Raw genomic sequence first — 18,699 nt, 5'->3', positions numbered from 1 at the left:
GATGTCGACCACCTACACCGCAGGTTCGTTGGTCTCCGCGCGTGGACGCGAGTGGATCGTTCTTCCGGAGAGCGATACCGACATGCTCGTGCTGCGGCCGCTGGGCGGTTCGGACGACGACATCGCGGCTGTCTTCCCCGCTTTCGAGGACGTCCACGGAGCCGAGTTCGAACCGCCGTCGGCGGAAGACCTTGGTGACGCGCTGGCCGCGGGCCTGCTCCGGTCGGCTCTGCGGATCGGTTTCCGGTCCGGCGCCGGACCCTTTCGGTCACTTGCCGGGATCGCCGTCGAACCCCGGGCGTATCAGCTCGTCCCGCTGATGATGGCCCTGCGGCAGAAGACGGTACGCATGCTGATCTCCGACGACGTCGGAATCGGCAAGACCGTTGAGGCGGGTCTCGTCGCGAGCGAGCTGCTTGCCCAAGGCAGCGCGAGTGGGCTCGCAGTCCTGTGTTCACCGGCGTTGGCCGAGCAGTGGCAGGACGAACTTCGCACCAAGTTCGGCATCGACGCGGAGCTGGTGCTGTCCTCCACGGTGTCCAGACTGGAACGCGGACTCGACCTGGGCCAGTCGCTGTTCGACAAACACCTGAACGTGGTGGTGTCCACCGACTTCATCAAGTCCACCCGGCACCGAGACGACTTCGTCCGGCACTGTCCCGATCTGGTCATCGTGGACGAGGCGCACACGTGCGTCGCCGCCGACGACAGTGCCTCCACTCAGAGTCAACTGCGTTACGAGCTGCTCCAGCGTGTCGCGGCTGACGCAGATCGCCACCTGCTTCTGGTCACCGCGACACCACACAGTGGCAAGGAAAGTGCCTTTCGCGCTCTGCTGGGCCTCGTCCGGCCTGAGCTCGCCATGGTAGAGCTCGATTCGGAACCGGGACGCCGTCTGCTTGCCAGCCATTTCGTGCAGCGCAAACGGGCCGACGTCCGGCAGTTCCTGTCCGTCCGCGATGGTCTGGCGGACGACGGCCTGCGGGAGGACACCGCCTTCCCCTCGGACCGTTACTTCAAGGATGAGACGTACCAGCTCTCGCCGGCATACCGAGCTCTGCTCGAAGACGCCATTGCGTACGCCGGCGAGCGCGTCACAGCGGCCGGTAACCGGGGCAAGCGTGAGGCGCGGATCGCGTGGTGGTCAGCGATCGCGCTGTTGCGGTCCCTGGTGTCCTCGCCGCGGGCCGCTGCGCAAACGTTGCGGACCCGGTCCGCGGCCGCGGCGGCGGCCAGCGCCGAGGAAGCCGACCGCCTCGGCGCCCCGCTCACCCGCGACGCATCCGACAGTGACGCGTTGGAAGGGCTGGATGTCGTGCCCGGCGCGCAGACCGAGGAAGCGGGCGCACGGCTTGCCGAGCTGGCCGATCGAGCGGCCCGACTCGAAGGAACGGACGCCGACCGGAAGCTGGTCGCCCTGACCAACTACCTTCAGGGGCTCCTCGCCGACGGCTACCACCCAATCGTCTTCTGTCGCTACATCCCCACCGCCGACTACGTCGCCGACCATCTGGCCGGTAAGCTCGGCAAGAAGACCATCGTGCGTGCCGTCACCGGAACACTCTCCCCACAACAACGGCTGCAACGGATAGAGGAACTGGCGGACGCCGCCGGCGAGGACGCCGCCGCCCGACGGGTTCTGGTGGCCACCGACTGCCTGTCCGAGGGTGTGAACCTCCAGCATTACTTCGACGCGGTTGTCCACTACGACCTGGCGTGGAACCCTACCCGGCACGACCAGCGTGAGGGCCGCGTCGACCGCTACGGCCAGAAACGAGACGAAGTCAAGGTCATCACGCTGTACGGCAGTGACAACGGTATCGACGGCAAGGTCCTCGAAGTCCTCATCAGGAAGCACCGACAGATCCGTAAGGACTTGGGAATCTCCGTCTCGGTTCCCGACGCCGCATCGTCCGGCGTGACGGACGCGATCGTCGAGTGGCTGCTGATGCGCAGCCAGGGCGCGGCGCAGGCCAGCCTCTTCGAAGTGGAGACGGTCGACACCGCGGCAGCGGCACTGGCGGCGGACTGGAAGTCGGCTGCCGAACGAGAGAAGACTTCCCGCTCCCGGTTCGCTCAGCGCTCCGTCCGTCCGGACGAGGTCGCCCGTGAGGTCGCGGCCATCCGAGACACCATGGGACGCACGGGCGAGGTCCGCAGCTTCGTCCAACACGCGCTGACAGCCCTCGACGCCGTCCTGCGGAATGACGGCGGCAGTGACTTCACCGCGGACCTGAGCAGCACGCCGGCGGGACTTCGCGACGCACTGGCACCTGTGCTCGGCGGTGACATGATCGACCACGGCCGCCCAGTGCCGTTCCGCACGACCGCGTCGGTGGCCCGAGGTGAAGCCGCACTGGTGCGTACCGACCCGGTCGTGGGCGCCCTGGCCGGATACGTCCTCAACGCCGCCCTTGACACGAAGGCCGACGGATCGCGCCCGGCCCGCCGCTGCGGTGTCATCCGAACGAGGAGCGTCGACGTTCGTACGACACTTCTCCTGGTCCGTTACCGCTTCCACCTAACGTTGCCATCGAGAACCGGGCAGCGACAACTGGTCGCTGAGGACGCGCGGATGCTCGCTTTCCAGAAGGCGCCCGCCAGTGCAACCTGGCTGTCCACAGAGGACGCATTGGCGCTGGTGGAGCTGTCCGCCGACGAGAACACCGACCCGACATTCGCCAGGCGCACGATGGGGCGTGTGCTGGACGGGTTGCCGGCGACGAAAGCACACCTTGATTCGTACGGCGACGATCTCGCCGCGGAGCTGCTCACCTCGCATCGGCGGGTCCGCAGTGCCTCCGGCGAGATCGTCCGCGGGGTGAACGTGGTCGCGCTGAAACCCGTCGACATCCTCGGCGTCTATGTGTACCTGCCAGTGTCTGGAGGCGACTCCTGATGTCTGCCGTCGCCCGCAACCAGATCTTCTCGGCGGTCCACACCATCGGCGGTCTGCTGCCCGCGGACATGCTCGTGCGCATCTCCGAAGGCAAGGACGTCAAGGGATGCCTGCCCGTCGACTATCACGTCATCGGCTCGCGCTCGGTCCGTGACGACGCGGAACGCCATTGGGACTACCTGCGGTCGGTGTGGACCGAGCTGCGGGACCGACTTCCTGTCGCCCCCGAGGCCGACACCCCCGCCGACCCCACGGGTTTGGCGATCACACAATGGCTGCTGCCCTTCTTCGCCGAGTTCGGCTTCGGCGAGCTGAGCGCGCTGGGGCTTACCGGTATCACCTCGGACGACGGCACCAAGACGTTCGCCATCAGCCATCGCTGGAACCATGTGCCGATCCATCTGGCAGCGTGGAATGTCTCCTTGGACAAGCGGCCGGGCGGCGCGGGCACCGTACCGCCGCAGTCGCTTGTCCAGGAATGCCTGAACCGTTCCGATGAGCACCTGTGGGGTGTGGTCACCAACGGACGGCAGCTGCGGCTGCTGCGTGACTCCAACGCACTGGCGACCGCGTCGTACGTCGAGTTCGATCTGGAAGCCATCTTCGACGGCGAGCTCTTCAGCGAGTTCGTCCTGCTGTACCGGCTGCTCCACGTCACGCGTTTCGCGGTCGCCGACGGCGCACCGTCGACCTGTTGGCTGGAGAGGTGGCGGACCGAGGCGATCACGTCTGGCGTGCGGGCGCTGGAGAACATCCGCGACGGCGTGAAGAACGCGATCACCATCTTGGGCACCGGCTTCCTCAAGCACCCGGACAACGCCGAACTCCGCGAGAACCTTGACGTCCACAGCTTCCACGCCGCGCTGCTGCGCATGGCGTACCGGCTGATCTTCCTGTTCGTCGCCGAGGACCGTAACGCCCTGCATCCAACGGATGCGCCCGAAGAGGTCCGCCGACGTTACTCCAGTTACTTCTCCTCATCCCGTCTACGTCAACAGGCGAACCGCCGCAGAGGCACCGCTCATGGCGACCTTTACCAATGCATGCGGATCGTTCTGCATGCCCTCGGTGACGAGCAGGGACGTCCGGAGCTTGGCCTGGTCGGGTTGGGAGGTCTCTTCGACGACACCTCCACCGATCTCCCGTTGAAGGGCCGGTCGCTGGCGAATGTCCACCTGCTGGAGGCGGTCAGACATCTGTCTCGCGTCCGTGACGAGAACCGCTGGCGGCAGGTGGACTACCGGCACATGGGCGCGGAGGAACTCGGCTCCATCTACGAGTCGCTGCTCGAACTCGTACCCAAACACAGTGCTGTGGACCGGACTTTTGAACTCATCGACCGCGCCGGCAACGACCGCAAGAAGACCGGCTCGTACTACACGCCCAGCTCGTTGATCGAGACGCTGCTCGACTCCACTTTGGACCCGCTCATCGACGACGCACAGAAACTTGGTGAGCAGAAGGCGGCAGCCGCGGGCAACCCCGACCCAGCCGACACAATCGTGGCCGAGTTGCTGTCTCTCACGGTGTGCGACCCTGCCTGTGGGTCCGGCCACTTCCTCGTCGCGGCCGCCCGACGGATCGCCAAACGCATTGCCGCCGTGCGCGAAAGCAACCCGGAACCCACACTGGACGCGGTACGTCACGCTCTGCACGAGGTCATCGCCCGCTGCATCTACGGCGTGGACCTCAACCCGATGGCCGTCGAACTCGCCAAGGTCGCCCTGTGGCTGGAGGCCCTTGAGCCTGGCCAACCGCTGAGCTTTCTCGACGCCCACATCAAACACGGCAACGGGCTGGTTGGCGCGACCCCCCTCCTGCTGCGCGACGGTATTCCCAGTACCGCGTTCAAGTCCGTCGAGGGCGACGACGACGCCTACGCGAAGTTTCTGCGTAAACAGAACGACCAGGAGAGAGCCGGTCAGACCGGATTGTTCGACCTGACCACAGAGGCAAAGGTGGCCAACGCCACCTTCGCCGCCGGACTTCAAGTCATCGCAGACGCCCCGGCGAACACCCTCGCGGACGTTCACCAGCAGGCCGCAGACTACCTGGACTGGGAGAACTCGGCTGAATACCGCCACGCCAAGCATGTGGCTGACGCCTGGTGCGCCGCGTTCATGTGGCGCAAGACGAAGGACGCACCGCCTGCGGTCACCCACGAGGTCTTCCTCAGGCTTCAAGACCCGAACGCGTCAGCGGCCACCCAGTCCACCCATGACGAGATTCGCCGCCTTCGCGAGCAGTACACCTTCTTCCACTGGCACTTGACCTTCCCTCACATCTTCGCCGTCCCCGACGACGGTACGGGAGTGGACCCGGCCACTGGCTGGACGGGTGGATTCTCCTGTGTCCTGGGCAATCCACCGTGGGACAAGGTCGACTTCGAGGACAAGAAGTACTTCAGTGTCGTCGAACCGTCGATAGCGGCTATCGCCGGCACGGCACGCCGTACCAAGATCGCCAAGTGGGCAAGGGACAACGCGGAAGCGGGTGAGCGCTACCGCGCCGCGCGCCGCACACAGAAATCCACGTTCCTCTTCGCGGCCAGCTCCGGAGCGCTCGCACTTTGCGGCAAAGGGCTCACGATCAAAGGCGTCAACTCGCTCCAGACCGACCAGCTCTTCGCGGAGCGGTTCACAGCCATCGTCGCACCCGCTGGCCGCATTGGATGCATCATCCCGACAGCGATCGCTACTGGCGCTGGCGCACAATACCTGTTCGCTGATCTGACCAACCGTGGCGCCATCACCCTGCTCTACGACTTCGAGAACCGCAACAAGCTCTTCGACGGGGTCGACTCACGCCAGAAGTTCTGCCTGCTGTCCTTGCTCGGCCAAGATCTCCGCCAACCAACAGCGAAGTTTGCCTTCTTCCTCGCGGATACCACCGATCTCGACGATGCCGATCGCGTCTTTGCGCTCAGCCCTGCGGAGATCGACCTCATCAACCCCAATACAGGCAATCTACCGATCTTCCGCAGCCGCCGAGATGCCGACCTCACCGCGGCGGTCTATCGTCGTCTTCCAGCGTTGTGGAACGAGACGAAGAGTGGCGGCAATTCTTGGGGCCTCACATTCAAGCGCCTCTTCGACATGACTGACGACTCGGACCTCTTCCGCACGCGTGAGCAACTGGAGCGGGAAGGCTGGTCGTCGGAGGGCAACGTCTTTGTCCTGGGTGACAAGCGGATGCTACCGCTGTACGAGGCGAAGATGGTCCATCACTTCGATCACCGCTGGAACTCCTACCATGACACAGGTAACGAAGATCGTCATCGCCTTTCACTTGCTGAGAAGCGAGATCCTTCAGTTGCTGCTGACTCGCGCTACTGGATCGCAGAGAGCGGTTTCATCGCCACCGTCAGGGGAGGCAAGGAAGTCGACATCCCAGGTGTCACCGAACGCTTGACCGCAATGGAGTGGCGCCAGGATTGGCTTTGCGGCTGGCGTGACGTCTGTCGTGCGACCGACGAACGCACCGCCATCCCCGCCCTCCTGCCACGTACCTCAGTCGGGCACACCCTCCCTCTCATGTTGCCGCGTGTATCTCCAGCGCTCGTCGCGGCGCTTGTCGCGACTCAGAGTTCTCTGGTCTTCGACTTTGTGAGCCGCCAGAAGGTGGGCGGCATTCACATGGCCCTGATGACGTGGAAGCAGCTCCCTGTTCCCACTCCTGACATGACGGAACCACACGTATCGTTCATCACGCCACGCGTTCTCGAACTCGTCTTCACCGCCTATGACATGGCCGGGCTTGCCCGCGATCTCGATGACTCCGGGCCGCCCTTCCAGTGGGACGAGGAACGACGGGCCCAGATGCGGGCCGAGCTGGACGCGTACTTCTTCCATCTCTACGGCATCGAGCGGTCCGATGTGGACTACATTCTGGAGACCTTCCAGTCCGATTCAGGCGGCGGCCTGAAGAACAACGAGATCGCCAAGTACGGCACCTACCGCACCAAGGACCTCGTGCTCGCCGAGTACGACCGGATGGCGACGGCCGGGCTCAGCCTCACCGGCCCGCTGGTCGACGGCGAGAACTACACGTCCACTCTCACCCCACCCCCTGGTCACGGTCCCCGCCATCCCGCAGTCGACAGTGGGAGAGCCTGATGTCCGGTAACTATCCTGATTTTCAACTCCGCCTGCCACGCAACGGCCCCACCGCACATGGCCGGTTGCTCGATGAAAAGGGCACCAACGGCAGTCAGCGGTTCCTGGTGGGCGCGGGCTCACCAGTCCGGCCCGAGGTGGTGCCGTCGTTCCAGATCCAGATGCCCTCCTCCTATGGGCTTCGGGAGAGGCTCATCGCGGATGGCTCAATCGTGGAGTCCAGCAAGTGGCCCGGATATCTGGAGACGACCAGGGACATCCCCTGCAACTCTCCGTCCGCGGCCGCTGAGATCCTGCTGGGCCGCAGTGCCAACGGTTGGCTGGACTGGAAGACCACCGATGGGCATCCGCTCTCCGACTTTCTGGAGGCCACCTGGTCGGGGCCCAACCGGACCTGGCTGGTGCGGGGTTCCAATGTGTCCGGTCTCGACCTGGTTCAACGCATGTGGCTACCCGAGGGGCGAGTCAGCGTTCCAGCGACTCACCTGCGTGAAGGTGTCCACCAGGGCATCACCAAGGACCAGGTGCGTTCCCTCGTGGAGGAGGACTACGAGTCCGCCCTTACCTACAGCCAGCGAAACAAGCTGGTCGACGAGCTTCACATCTTCCTGTCGAAGATGAAGCCAGGCGACACTGTCTGCACCATTTCCACCGGGTTGGTGTACGTCGGCGAGGTCACAGGGGATGTTCAGCAGGTCGCCGCTGAGGGTGGCCGGTCGAACCTTCGACGACCCGTGGAGTGGCAGAGCGTTGGGTATCCGTACCACGAGTTGCCCGAAGAGTTGCAGCAGAAGCTGTCCATCCAGAACGACGTTGTCGAACTCACCTCCGTCGCCGCGATAGTCGCCGGACTTGGCCGCAGCGACCAGGAACTGACCGACGCGGCCAGTGAGGTGGACGGGTCGGCCAGTGCCGAAGTCGCCGCGCTCGTCGCTCGTCGGGAACTGGAACTGCCCGAGCCCACCGACAAGCTCGCCGAAGAACTTCTGGTGCACGACGTCGAGTGGTTGCGGGAACTACGCGATCTGCTCTGGGACGATCGCCAGGTCGTCCTGTACGGGCCGCCAGGTACTGGGAAGACCTACCTGGCACTGCGGTTGGCCGAGTTCCTCGGCGGTGGCCCGGAACAGGTCAAACTGGTGCAGTTCCATCCGTCCTACGCGTACGAGGACTTCTTCGAGGGGTTCCGTCCTCAGGAAGACCCGAAGACACGCGAGGTCGCCTTCCGGATCACCGACGGCCCGCTGCGCGAAATAGCCAGTCTCGCGTCCCGCGAGGGCAATCGGCACATCCCGCATTTCCTGGTCATCGACGAAATCAACCGGGCCAACCTCGCCACGGTGTTCGGTGAGCTGTACTTCCTGCTGGAGTATCGGAACAAGTCGGTGCGACTCACTTACTCGGGCGGCGACTTCGCGCTCCCGCCGAACCTGTTCATTATCGGCACCATGAACACTGCCGACCGGTCGATCGCGTTTGTGGACGCGGCGATGCGCCGCCGCTTCTCGTTCGTCGAACTGTCTCCGCGGACCGAGCCCACCAAGGGCCTGCTTCGCCGGTGGCTCGCGCGGGAAGGTTACGACGCCGCGCCCGCCGAGCTTCTGGACGCGTTGAATGGCCGTATTGGCGACGCGGACTTCCAGATCGGTCCCTCTTATCTGATGCGGAAAGCGGTCTACCGGGACGGCGGGCTGGAACGCGCTTGGCGCACCAAGATTCTCCCGCTGCTCGTGGAGCACCACTACGGACAAGGCATCGACGTCGAACATCTCTACGGGCTACGCAACCTGCGGACCACCGTGCCGCCCCCGTCAGAGGCCGATTCGACCTCATGAACATCCCTGAGCTCGCCGAGCACGAACGAAAGCGGGCCGTGGCACTCGACGATGCCGTTGGCCGGGCCCTCGCCGCCTCGGACATTTTGACGGCGACACCGGACCTGGCGACCAAGGGCCAATGGCTGTTGTCGGCCAAGGGAAAAGTCGGTGCGGCAACACTGCGAGTACCTGGCCGTGAACCGATCACCTTGCGTATCCGCCCCAAGATCCCGATCGCCAGGCTGCTGTTCCTGCTGAACTACCGGCAGAACCCCAAGGGCTGGCGTACCGAGGACGTACTGGTGGACGAGGACGAGGAGCTGTTGCCCGTCATGGCGCGGCTCTTCGCATGGCAGGCCGAAAAGGCACTCCAGCAGGGGCTGCACAAGGACTACTGTCCGGTCCAGGAAACGGCTCTGGTCGTTCGCGGCCGTATCCGCAACGCCGACCAGGTCCGTCGGCACCACGGCAGGCTTGTGCCGTTGGAAGTCACGCATGACGAGCACACCATCGACGTAGCCGAGAACTGGGTGCTGCAGAAGGCCACCGACGTGCTTCTCGGGTTGACGACCGGTGTTCCCCATGACGTTCACCAGCGGCTTCTGCGGCTGCGATTCGCGTTGCGAGACGTGACACCGGCTGGTCACGGACACAGTCTTCCAGGATGGCTCCCCAACCGGAACAACGCTCGATTCCACAAGGCACTGCGCTTGGCCGAGTTGGTTCTTCAAGGTGCTTCCGTGGAGAACCGTGGCGGTGGCGTTGCGGTGAACGGCTTTCTCTTCGACATGCCCAAGGTCTTCGAAGACTTCGTTACTATCGCATTGTGCGAGAAGTTCGCCGCCATCGCCGGCCACTGCGGCCTGCAGACCGCGATCTACCTCGACGAACGCAACGCCATCAAGATGAAACCCGACTTTGTTCGATACGCCGACGACGGAACACCGGTGGCTGTGGCGGACGCGAAGTACAAAGCAGAGAAGCCGTCCGGCTTCCCCGACGCCGACCTGTACCAGATACTCGCGTACTGCACAGCGTTGAACCTGCCTGAAGGTCATCTCATCTATGCCAAAGGCAACGAGCCGCACGGCTCCCATCGGGTGAAGCATGCGGGGATAACAATCCATCAACACACGCTGGAACTCGACCAGACGCCGGAAGATCTGCTCAAGGACATCCAAAAGCTGGCGAACCGGCTCGTCCCGGCCATATGATGCTCGACCGTGCCACGACTTGCCTTCACGAACACCTTCTGGGAAACCTACGATCTGCTTGAGAAGCAGGCCAAAGCCGGTGTCCGCAGGGCAATGGCGAAGTTTCAGCAGCTCTCCGTGGCCGAACTGTATGCCGACAAGGGCCTGCATCTGGAATCCGTGGAGGCGTCCCGGGATCCTCGGATGCGGACCATCAGGATCACCAACTTCTGGCGAGGTGTCGTCCTCGCGCCGGACGACGGCAGCGATATCTTTCTTCTGCTGAGCGTGGTAACGCACGACGACGCCTATGCGTGGGCGGCCAAACGCCTGTACACGGTCAACACCGCCACCCACGCTTTGGAAGTGCGGAATGTCGTCGCCATTGAACAGTTGACGCCGCCACTGGAGCAAGCGGCAGCCGGCGCCCCGGAGTTGCTCTTCGAGCGCCACTCCGACAGCGTGCTGCGCGAACTCGGCATCGACGACCAGGTGCTGCGTGCCGCTCGTGCCATCACCGACAAACCCCAGTTGCAGGCGTTCAGCAGTCTCCTGCCGGAGGACCAGTTCGAGGTTCTACAGTTCCTCGCCGAGGGGTTCTCCGCGGACGAGGTCTACCGGGATGTCGTCACCGCGCGCAAGCCGGCTCAGGCCGCCGCCGTGAGTGACAGCCTGGCGATCGCCATCACCAACACCGCCAGCCGGATCACGCTCGTCAGCACTCCTGACGAGCTTGCGGAGATCCTGGAGAAGCCGTTCGCGGCATGGCGGGTGTTCCTTCACCCGTCTCAGCGCCGTCTCGCATACCGGACATCGTTCAACGGGGCGGCCCAGGTGACCGGCGGCCCTGGCACGGGAAAAACGGTGGTCGCACTGCACCGTGTCAAACACTTGCTGTCCAGATCGCCACACAGCCGCGTGCTGCTCACCACCTTCACCAACGCACTGGCCGAGTTGCGGGCCACGGGGAGGACTACGCATCTTCAGATCGGTGCCGACGCGGCCAGGCTGCTCAGTACCCCAGACGGCCACGCTCATCAGTTCGACCACGTGGTCGTCGACGAGGCGCAGGACCTTCGTCCAGCTCAATGGCGAGTGTTGCGCGCCGCCGTTCCGGCGGGTCCGGACGATCTGTTCATCACCGGTGATCCGCACCAGCGGATCTACGACTCCCGCGTCTCACTGCGCGCATTGGGTATCTCGGTGACAGGCCGCAGCAGCCGGTTGCGTGTCAACTACCGCAGCACCGCGGAAATCCTTGAATGGTCGGCGCGCGTGATCGACGGCTCGCCGGTCGAAGACCTCGGCGGCGACGGCAACGACAACCTTGCCGGCTACCGTTCCCTCCTGCACGGGCATCGGCCCGAGACTGCGGGATTCCCCACCGAACAGGCCGAAGTCGCGGCGCTCGGGGAGCGCATACGTGGCTGGATCAGCCAAGGCGTCGAGCCTGGCGAGATCGCGGTGTGCACACGTTTCAACATCCTGCTGGACAAAGTGCACTCTCGTCTGCGGGACAACGGCATTCCGGTCGTGCGGTTGAAGGACATGTGGATGGTGTACGCCTCGCGAGCATGCATGCCATGAAGGGGCTGGAATTCCGCTGTGTCGCAGTAGTCGGCATGACCGCGAGAGCTGTGCCCTTCGCCAAAGAGATCACGCCGTTGGAGGTAGATCGTCAGCAGCACGAAAGCGACATGCTCATGGAACGCTGCCTGTTGTTCGTCGCGTGTACTCGCGCCCGAGAAGCCCTTGCCATTTCATGGAGCGGTACCCCAAGTCCGTTTCTGCCTGTCACCAGGGCCGGTAGCTGAAGATTAACCGGGGGACTTGTTCGTCGGCGAAGAACCTATCACTGGAGTCACGGAGCCGGAATGCGCCGCGTACGCGAACTTGCCCACCGTCTCGACCTATAGACGGACAGGGGAGAAACGGCGGGACACGTTCGAGGTCACCAACGCGGGCAAACTCATCGCGGATCTTTCGCCGAGCAGTGTGCCGTGCGTCTTTGAACGAGGTGCGTTCCTGAGCCCGCGTGACCACGGTTTTCACCAGGTCCATCCGTACGGATGGACCGCGGCGCTCAAAGGCCCGGACGACGTCGACGACGAGCCGGACCTTGACCTCCGCCGCTCGCGCGGTCAACGCTGGCGGACGGCAGGCACGCCTGCGAAGATCGACGCACTGCTGCGTGACGACGCAGTCGACGACCAGGACGAACAGCGTCCCTGGGAAGAGAACCGCCTGGCCCTCACCGAAATGTACGCGTCCCGGTTCAGGTTGGCCGGCGCTGGTGCTCGATCAGTCGTACCTGGGGCCCGTCCACATCAGGCGACGGGATGGCGACGTTCATGTCCCTTCCTTCAGTGCCTGTGGGGAAGTCGAACCACTCGGTGCCCCTCCGGCAAGGCATCCGGTTCGATCAGCTCGCCTGGTCAGTTTCCACGCCCAGTAACCACTTCTCGGCGAGGACACCAACATCTGCGACCGGCGCGAGGTCAGCGTGAGCATTGTCAGTGCAGTCCGGCGTCGCACCAGGGGCCTTCCCGGTGACCGCGGACCGCGCCGTATCCTTGGCAGAGGTGTCCCGTGTGGCGTCTCCGTCCGCCACGTCCATCCAACAGCACGTGGAGAGCCCGATGGGAAAACGGAATCAGGAGAAGCGGGCTGCGAAGAAACGCAAGCGGCGGCATCCGGGTGACGATCATGGCGTTCCCAGTGGCCCGCACGGGCCTGACTGTACCTGCGACGAGGATGATTTCCGGGTCCCACCAGCGGGACAGCCGGCCGAACTGGTGGGAAACGCGTTGCTGGAGGCGGCGCGGGCCCATGCCATGGGGGACACCAGGGCCGCGGCGGCGTGTGCGGCGGAGTTGACGGCACACGAGCGACGCGTTGTGGGGACTGGGGCGGGTATCGCACTGTCCACAATGTTTAGTCGGCTGTGGAAGATGGGGTGGTTGCCGGTCGATGTTTGGGAGGGTATCAGGCGCACTGTGGATTCTGCCGCCGCTGGCATTGTGGTGGACATGATCGCCGAGGACATCGCCCGGTATGCTTTGTCTACAGTGGATGATCGTTGGCTGGCGCAGGTTCGGTGGTTGGGTGCGGATGTGTGGTGGGAACGTGATCGTCCGTACCTGCCGCAATGGGCTGAGCGCGAGGGAGTCGGTTTCGAACAGGCGCTGCTGACGACGATCGCGTTGCTGGCGGCGCTGATGATGTCGCCGGAACTGCCTCGGATCGTTCCGCCGCCGGGGACTGCCACTCGTCGTTCGACCGCGTCGGTTTCCGGGGTCGACCAGAAGATTCTCGCTCGGGTGCGGGGGTTGCTGGCCAAGGCGGAGTCCACGCAGTTCGGTGCGGAGGCCGAGGCGTTGTCGGCCAAGGCGCAGGAGTTGATGAACCGGTACGCCTTCGAGCGTGCTTTGGTTGACGCCGACAGTGAGCGGTTGCCGGAGGCGGCTTCGATCCGGTTGTGGTTGGACAACCCGTATGTGGAGGCCAAGGCCAACCTGGTTGCCGCGATCGCCAGTGCGAACCGGTGCAGGTCGGTCTTCTACGCCAAGATCGGATTCGTCGCACTCGTCGGCGAGGAGATGGACCTGGAGATCACCGAACTGCTGGCCACGTCCCTGCTGGTGCAGGCCACCCGGGCGATGATCGCCGAAGGCAGTCACACCACCCGAAGCGGAACGTCGCGGACCCGGTCCTTCCGACGGTCCTTTCTCATCGCCTACGCCGTCCGTGTCGGCGAGCGGCTCGAAAAGGCGAGTGCACGCGCACACGACCCGGCTGAGGACGCGCGACTGCTGCCGGTGCTGGCGAATCGCTCCCGGCTGGTCGACGAGACGTTCCAGACGATGTTCAGCCGGACCGTGGAGCGGACGACATCGGTCACCAACGGTGCCGGCTGGCAGGCTGGCCGGGCCGCCGCCGACCGCGCCGACCTGGCCATCGAACGCCAAACGGTCACGAGCGGTTCGTAGTCGATCCGGCCAGGCGGGCCGCGACCACGTTGCCGAAGCTGGGGCAGTCGCGGAGGTTCCCGTGCGGGCAGTCCAGGGCGTGGGCGATCGCGGCGCGGGCCGCTTGGGCGTGGGCGATCTGGCGGTCCAACTCGGTGAGTTTGCGTTGGGCCAGGTCGCGCCAGCCGCGGTCGGCCGAGTACCGGGACGCCATGACCGCTTTCAGCTCGCGCAGCGTGTAGCCGATGTCGCTCAGGACCAGGATCTCGCCGACCAGGTTCACCGTGGACGGTGGATAGCGGCGCTGGCCCGAGACACGGACCGGCGCTGGGAGGAGGCCGATCTCCTCCCAGTAGCGCAGGGCCGAGGTGGCCACGCCGGTGCGGTTCGCCACCTCACCGATCGTCAACTGTTCGTCCGCCATCTTGACTTCAAGGGTACTTGAAGCCGTTGGCTGGCGACCGTGAACGCGATCAAGCAGAGCCTGATACGCCAGTTTGGGAATCCCCGGGGCGTAGTCGGACGCATGGCGGGGTGGGTCATGGGTCATCGCCGGTCCAACCTGCGACGCAACGTTTGGGTGGTGTCGCTGCTGGACTTGCGCCCCACGGATCGGGTCCTTGAGATCGGTTTCGGGCCCGGCGTCGCGATCGCCGAGATCGCCGACCGGGTCACTGCGGGACAGGCGTTCGGCGTCGACCACTCCGCGGTCATGGTCCGCCAGGCCAGCGTGCGCAACGCCGCCGCCATCCGCGCCCGCCGGGTGCACCTAAGTCATGGCTCCGTGGATCAGCTGCCGCGCTTCGACGATCCGCTCGACGCCATTCTTTCCGTCAATTCCTTGGGGTTCTGGCCTGATCCGGTGGAGCGGCTGCGCGGTCTGCGGCACCTGCTTCGTCCCGGCGGACGCATCGCGCTGGCCAGCCAGCCAAGGATCCCCGGCACCACCACGGACGGGGCCGCTCAAGGGCTTCGCGACATGCTCACCCAGGCGGGTTTCACCCAGATCAGGACCGAGATCCTCGACCTGGACCCGCCGGTCGCATGTGTCCTGGCGGTCAACGACTGGTAAGACTGTGGGCATGGAGTTCCTGTGCTACCACCGTGATCGGCCCGGCTCCGTACCGTTGCGCGAGGAGTTGCTGGCGGAGCATTGGTCCTACATGGACCAGTACGCCGCGGAGATGATCGCCCGTGGCCCGACCTTCGCCGACGACGGCGAAACGCCGACCGGGAGCTTGCACATCGTCGACCTGCCGGATCCCGCCGCAGCCCGCGCGTTCGCCTTCGACGAGCCCAACTACCAGGCCGGCGTGTACCGGGACGTGCTGCTGCGCCGGTGGCGCAACACGTTGGGGCGCACGATGTGGGACTTCCCCGGCGGCCCGACCGAGGGCAACCGGTACCTGGTGCTCGGCCTCGGCTCCGGACAGGGCGCCGAGGCCGGGCCCGATCTGGACGAACTGATCGCGTACGGGCCGCTGCTGTCCGACAACGGCGCCAACTGGCTGGGTACGGCGGCATTGGTCCGAGCGCCGGACCCGGAGACGGCGCGCGCCATCCTGAGCCGCGACCGGTACGCGGACATCGAGGTCCACAACTGGGAGTTCGGCGGACGGCGGTGAATCACCCGTTCCATTTCCACCGCGGCACCTCGCGCAAAGGGTGTAGTTCGTCGTCGCTGCGCGCGTGAGAGTTCTGCACAGCGACGTTGGTACCGAACTCCACATGGGAGCGCAGCGCCTCGCGGAACGCCGCGTCGGCAGGGAGCCCAGCGGTGTCCGCCGCGGCCATGTACAGCTGCACGAACCGTTGGCGCTGCTCCTCCGTGATCCGCAGACCTCGGTGCACATCGATGATCGTCTGGAAACCGCCCAGTTCCCGAGTGTACCGGTCGTCCCCGCCGAACGCCTCGTTGTCGAACGCGGTCAGGTGATCCACGTGCTCCGGCTTGCCCGCGCCGAACACCGGCCCCAGCACCGGATCCGCCAACACGCTGGCGTAGAAGGTCGCCACGAACTGACGTAGGGCCGGCTCGCCGCCGGCGTGCTCGGACATCGTTTCCATGACTAAATGATCGCTGAGCCGCGCCAGGCATCAATGCCGTAGTGCTAAACGACCGTGAAGGATTCCTTGACGGTGGCGGCGAAAGCGCGGATGCGCGCGTTCTCGTGAGCGGCGGCCCAGATCAGCCCGAGCGGCAGCGGCGGCAGGTCGACGATCGGCCGGAACACGATGTCGTGCCGGTTCGTCTGACGCTCCAGCGACGCCACCGTCGGATGGATCGCCTGTCCCCTGGCCACCAGGCTCAGTCCCTCGGTCATCGTCCGCAGCGGAGTCGGGTGCACCCGGACCGGCCGGCCGGACGGCGTCACCTCGGGAACGATCACCCGTCGGATCGCGGCCAGGAACGGCCCCAGCGCGTCACAGTTGACGACCAGGTGGTCACCGAGCATCTCGGCGGACACCTCGTCCCGAGCGGCCAGCGGATGATCCGCGGCCACCGCCACCACCCGCGGCTGGCGTGCGATCACCGGCCCCATCGTGAGGTCGTGATCCCCCAACACCAACCAGTTCACCAGCACATCGACATCGCCGTCGCGCAAGGCCGACAGCGGATCGAGCAAAGGCAGCTCCCGGACCTCGACGCGACAGTCAGGGTGGTCGCGCTCGAACGCCACAACCAGCCGGTCCAGTTCAGGACCGCAGGTGGTCGTCGTCGCGCCGACACGCAGAAAGCCCGCGACATCACGCGCGGCGCTCCTGGCTCCGGCCAGAGCGTCCGTCAACGCCGCGTAGGCGGGACGCAACTCCGCACGCATCCGAGCGCCCAATGGGGTGAGCCGGACCCGACGGCTCGTCCGCTCGAACAGCGTCCCGCCCACTTGTCGTTCAAGGGCCTTGATCCGTTGGCTGACCCGGGCGGCGGAGACGTGGGTGCGCTCCGCGGCCCGGCCGAAATGCAGCTCCTCGGCAAGGACGAGGAACGCCTCGACGTCAGCGAGCTCCACGCTCCGAGTGTACGAGTGCAGGACGGGGCTTCGTGATCGTCAGCCGAACATCCCTGGCTGGTAGTCGCCCGCCGGGGTACGGGCGATCACGTTCAGCCGGTTGAACGCGTTGATCAGGGCGACCACTGAGACCAGTGCGCCGATCTGCTCCTCGTCGTAGTGCTTGCGCACCTCCGCCCAGGTGTCGTCGCTGACGCCGCCGTGCGCGTCGGCCAGCCGGGTGCCCTCCTCGGCCAACGCCAACGCGGCCCGTTCGGCGTCAGTGAACACGGTGGCGTCCCGCCAGGACGCGACCAGGTTCAGTCGCACCGAGGTCTCACCCGCCTCGGCCGCGTCCTTGGTGTGCATGTCGGTGCAGAATCCGCACCCGTTGATCTGACTGGCCCGGATCTCGACCAGGAGCTGGGTCGACTGCGGCAGTGCCGACTGTTGCAGGACCTGGCTGATGGCGGACATCCGCTTGACGATCTTGCCGGCGGTCTCGTTGGTGAACAGGTTGACTCGGAGTTCCATTGCTCTGTCCTCACATCCGGGTTCGCGTCCGTACGCACACAGGACGACGCGGTGGTTCGGCGTGTGACAGTCTGTGACGACCGTCACCGGCGGCAACGGGGGCGCCGGTGACGGGGACAAAGTCAGCGATCGTCGACCGGGCGACGGAGGGCGTGTTTGGTGAGAACGGAGGCGTCTCGGAGACCGCCGACGTCGTACATGGTCGTCCCCGGCGGCACGATCTCGTCGATCCGGTCGAGTGTCGCGTCGTCCAGGGTCAACGTGGCGCTCTTGAGGATCGAGTCGAGGTGTTCCATGGTCCGCGGCCCGATGATCGCCGACGTCACCGCCGGGTGGGTGACCGTGAACGCCATGGCCAGCTCCGGCAGCGTGCAGCCGACACTGGTCGCCACGTCGATGAGTTTCTCCACGGCGTCCAGCTTGGCGGCGTTCTCCGGCAGGCTCGGGTCGAAGCGGTGCGGGGTGATGCTGGGGCGGCCGGTGGACAGGTCGGCCTGCTGGTCCTTGCGGTACCGGCCGGTCAGGAACCCCGAGGCGAGCGGGCCCCAGACCAGGACACCCATGCCGTACCGCCGGCAGGCGGGGAGAACGTCCCGCTCGATCTCCCGCGCCAGCATCGAGTACGGCGGCTGCTCGGTGCGGAACCGCATCAGGCCCCGGCGTTCGGCCACGTGGTAGGCGTTGACGATCTCGTCCGCCGGGAACGTCGAGCAGCCGAACGCGCGGATCTTCCCCTGGTGCACCAGGTCCGTCAGGGTGGACAGGGTCTCCTCGACGTCGGTCGTGTAGTCCGGCCGGTGGATCTGGTACAGGTCGATCCAGTCCGTCTGCAGCCGCTTCAGGCTCGCCTCGACCTCCTGGACGATCCAGCGTCGCGAGTTCCCGCCCCGGTTGGGGCCCTCGCCCATCTGGAAATGCACCTTGGTGGCCAGTACGACGTCGTCCCGCCGGTCCTTCAGCGCTTTCCCGACAATGGTCTCCGATTCGCCGGCGGAATACATGTCCGCGGTGTCGACGAAATTGATTCCCTGGTCGAGTGCGGCGTGGATGATCCGGACGCAGTCGTCGTGGTCGGGATTGCCGATCTGCCCGAACATCATGGTGCCAAGGCAGTGCACGCTGACTTCGATTCCGGTGCCGCCGAGAACGCGGTAACGCATGGTCATACCGAGCAGCCTAGGAG

14 protein-coding genes are annotated in these 18,699 nt (G+C 65.4%); 9 read left to right on the top strand and 5 right to left on the bottom strand.

Annotation, left to right across the window (positions count from 1 at the left end; genetic code table 11):
- Nucleotide 1 precedes the first annotated feature (1 nt).
- The 7 genes from EV192_RS23680 to EV192_RS55960 all read left to right on the top strand — a co-directional run bounded on the left by EV192_RS23680 (nucleotide 2) and on the right by EV192_RS55960 (nucleotide 14,013).
- Complete coding sequence (locus tag EV192_RS23680) at nucleotides 2–2,899, top strand: DEAD/DEAH box helicase (protein ID WP_132118916.1); 2,898 nt, start codon at nucleotides 2–4, stop codon at nucleotides 2,897–2,899.
- Nucleotides 2,899–7,014, top strand: a complete 4,116-nt coding sequence (locus EV192_RS23675; RefSeq protein ID WP_132118914.1) for an Eco57I restriction-modification methylase domain-containing protein — start codon at nucleotides 2,899–2,901, stop codon at nucleotides 7,012–7,014. The genes EV192_RS23680 and EV192_RS23675 overlap by 1 nt, the downstream gene beginning before the upstream one ends.
- Complete coding sequence (locus EV192_RS23670) at nucleotides 7,014–8,849, top strand: DUF4357 domain-containing protein (protein ID WP_132118912.1); 1,836 nt, start codon at nucleotides 7,014–7,016, stop codon at nucleotides 8,847–8,849. The genes EV192_RS23675 and EV192_RS23670 overlap by 1 nt, the downstream gene beginning before the upstream one ends.
- A 38-nt stretch (nucleotides 8,850–8,887) precedes the next feature.
- On the top strand, nucleotides 8,888–10,045 hold the full coding sequence (locus tag EV192_RS23665; RefSeq protein WP_243727025.1) for an McrC family protein: 1,158 nt from the start codon (nucleotides 8,888–8,890) through the stop codon (nucleotides 10,043–10,045).
- Nucleotides 10,046–10,054: 9 nt separating this feature from the next.
- Nucleotides 10,055–11,611 carry a UvrD-helicase domain-containing protein gene (locus EV192_RS23660; protein WP_243727024.1) on the top strand — a complete coding sequence of 519 codons (1,557 nt, stop codon included), beginning with the start codon at nucleotides 10,055–10,057 and terminating at the stop codon, nucleotides 11,609–11,611.
- On the top strand, nucleotides 11,599–11,838 hold the full coding sequence (locus EV192_RS55965) for a 3'-5' exonuclease (protein ID WP_341770891.1): 240 nt from the start codon (nucleotides 11,599–11,601) through the stop codon (nucleotides 11,836–11,838). The genes EV192_RS23660 and EV192_RS55965 overlap by 13 nt, the downstream gene beginning before the upstream one ends.
- An 825-nt stretch (nucleotides 11,839–12,663) precedes the next feature.
- A complete protein-coding gene (locus EV192_RS55960; RefSeq protein WP_132118910.1) occupies nucleotides 12,664–14,013 on the top strand; it encodes a DUF2786 domain-containing protein in 1,350 nt (449 codons plus the stop codon).
- Here the strand turns inward: EV192_RS55960 and EV192_RS54860 are convergent.
- Nucleotides 13,997–14,416: a MerR family transcriptional regulator gene (locus EV192_RS54860; RefSeq protein ID WP_207926202.1), complete on the bottom strand. Its 420-nt coding sequence runs from the start codon at nucleotides 14,414–14,416 to the stop codon at nucleotides 13,997–13,999. The genes EV192_RS55960 and EV192_RS54860 overlap by 17 nt on opposite strands.
- A 39-nt stretch (nucleotides 14,417–14,455) precedes the next feature.
- Here EV192_RS54860 and EV192_RS23645 point away from each other — a divergent pair, with 39 nt between their 5' ends.
- Complete coding sequence (locus tag EV192_RS23645; protein WP_243727022.1) at nucleotides 14,456–15,064, top strand: class I SAM-dependent methyltransferase; 609 nt, start codon at nucleotides 14,456–14,458, stop codon at nucleotides 15,062–15,064.
- Between the two features lie 10 nt (nucleotides 15,065–15,074).
- Nucleotides 15,075–15,617 carry a YciI family protein gene (locus EV192_RS23640; protein WP_132118904.1) on the top strand — a complete coding sequence of 181 codons (543 nt, stop codon included), beginning with the start codon at nucleotides 15,075–15,077 and terminating at the stop codon, nucleotides 15,615–15,617.
- A 1-nt stretch (nucleotide 15,618) separates the two neighbouring features.
- On the opposite strand, the gene EV192_RS23635 is transcribed toward EV192_RS23640, so the two are convergent.
- From EV192_RS23635 to EV192_RS23620, 4 genes are all read right to left on the bottom strand, one after another.
- Nucleotides 15,619–16,059: a group II truncated hemoglobin gene (locus EV192_RS23635; RefSeq protein ID WP_132118902.1), complete on the bottom strand. Its 441-nt coding sequence runs from the start codon at nucleotides 16,057–16,059 to the stop codon at nucleotides 15,619–15,621.
- A 44-nt stretch (nucleotides 16,060–16,103) separates the two neighbouring features.
- Nucleotides 16,104–17,003 carry a LysR family transcriptional regulator gene (locus tag EV192_RS23630; protein WP_132118900.1) on the bottom strand — a complete coding sequence of 300 codons (900 nt, stop codon included), beginning with the start codon at nucleotides 17,001–17,003 and terminating at the stop codon, nucleotides 16,104–16,106.
- A gap of 39 nt (nucleotides 17,004–17,042) precedes the next feature.
- Nucleotides 17,043–17,516: a carboxymuconolactone decarboxylase family protein gene (locus tag EV192_RS23625; protein WP_132118898.1), complete on the bottom strand. Its 474-nt coding sequence runs from the start codon at nucleotides 17,514–17,516 to the stop codon at nucleotides 17,043–17,045.
- 122 nt (nucleotides 17,517–17,638) lie between these two features.
- Nucleotides 17,639–18,676 (bottom strand): aldo/keto reductase, encoded by a 1,038-nt coding sequence (locus EV192_RS23620; RefSeq protein WP_132119766.1) that lies wholly within the window; start codon nucleotides 18,674–18,676, stop codon nucleotides 17,639–17,641.
- Nucleotides 18,677–18,699 lie beyond the last annotated feature (23 nt).

Origin of the sequence: Actinocrispum wychmicini (assembly GCF_004345645.1) — a bacterium.
In the GTDB taxonomy this organism is placed as follows: domain Bacteria; phylum Actinomycetota; class Actinomycetes; order Mycobacteriales; family Pseudonocardiaceae; genus Kibdelosporangium; species Kibdelosporangium wychmicini.
This window is presented reverse-complemented; position numbering and strand designations above follow the sequence as displayed.

Coding starts and splice junctions, on each gene's coding strand:
- EV192_RS54860 (WP_207926202.1), bottom strand. CDS start 14,416: ATGGCGGACGAACAGTTGACGATCGGTGAGGTGGCGAACCGCACCGGC.
- EV192_RS23640 (WP_132118904.1), top strand. CDS start 15,075: ATGGAGTTCCTGTGCTACCACCGTGATCGGCCCGGCTCCGTACCGTTG.
- EV192_RS23670 (WP_132118912.1), top strand. CDS start 7,014: ATGTCCGGTAACTATCCTGATTTTCAACTCCGCCTGCCACGCAACGGC.
- EV192_RS55960 (WP_132118910.1), top strand. CDS start 12,664: ATGGGAAAACGGAATCAGGAGAAGCGGGCTGCGAAGAAACGCAAGCGG.
- EV192_RS23620 (WP_132119766.1), bottom strand. CDS start 18,676: ATGCGTTACCGCGTTCTCGGCGGCACCGGAATCGAAGTCAGCGTGCAC.
- EV192_RS23625 (WP_132118898.1), bottom strand. CDS start 17,516: ATGGAACTCCGAGTCAACCTGTTCACCAACGAGACCGCCGGCAAGATC.
- EV192_RS23675 (WP_132118914.1), top strand. CDS start 2,899: ATGTCTGCCGTCGCCCGCAACCAGATCTTCTCGGCGGTCCACACCATC.
- EV192_RS23635 (WP_132118902.1), bottom strand. CDS start 16,059: ATGGAAACGATGTCCGAGCACGCCGGCGGCGAGCCGGCCCTACGTCAG.
- EV192_RS55965 (WP_341770891.1), top strand. CDS start 11,599: ATGCATGCCATGAAGGGGCTGGAATTCCGCTGTGTCGCAGTAGTCGGC.
- EV192_RS23680 (WP_132118916.1), top strand. CDS start 2: ATGTCGACCACCTACACCGCAGGTTCGTTGGTCTCCGCGCGTGGACGC.